The 277-nt window shown below is 52.7% G+C and carries 1 protein-coding gene; it reads right to left on the minus strand.

Annotated features, from left to right (window positions below; translation table 11 throughout):
- Positions 1–277 (minus strand): hypothetical protein (locus tag Q4563_RS19595; RefSeq protein WP_303605708.1); only part of this gene is annotated, 277 nt, incomplete at both ends.

Here is a 277-nt window from a genome sequence, read left to right on the forward strand (position 1 = left end):
GGTCATAGATACCCACCAGCGCCTGATTATCTTGTAACAGGTCGACCAGGGCGCGATTCATGCTGGGATAGTCATTGATAAAATACGCACTGACACCGTGCTCGCGGAGAGCTTGAGGAGAACAGCACAAGGTCTGTAACCGTTCAGGACTGCTTGCCAGTAATCCAAGCGGTACTTTGCGGCCCATAATCTCGTGTGCGAGCGCTACCTGACGCATCAGCGGTGGTTCCAGATACAGCGCACTGGAGAGATAATTGGCATTGATGCTGTCTTCACG

The organism is Gilvimarinus sp. 1_MG-2023 (assembly GCF_030548285.1).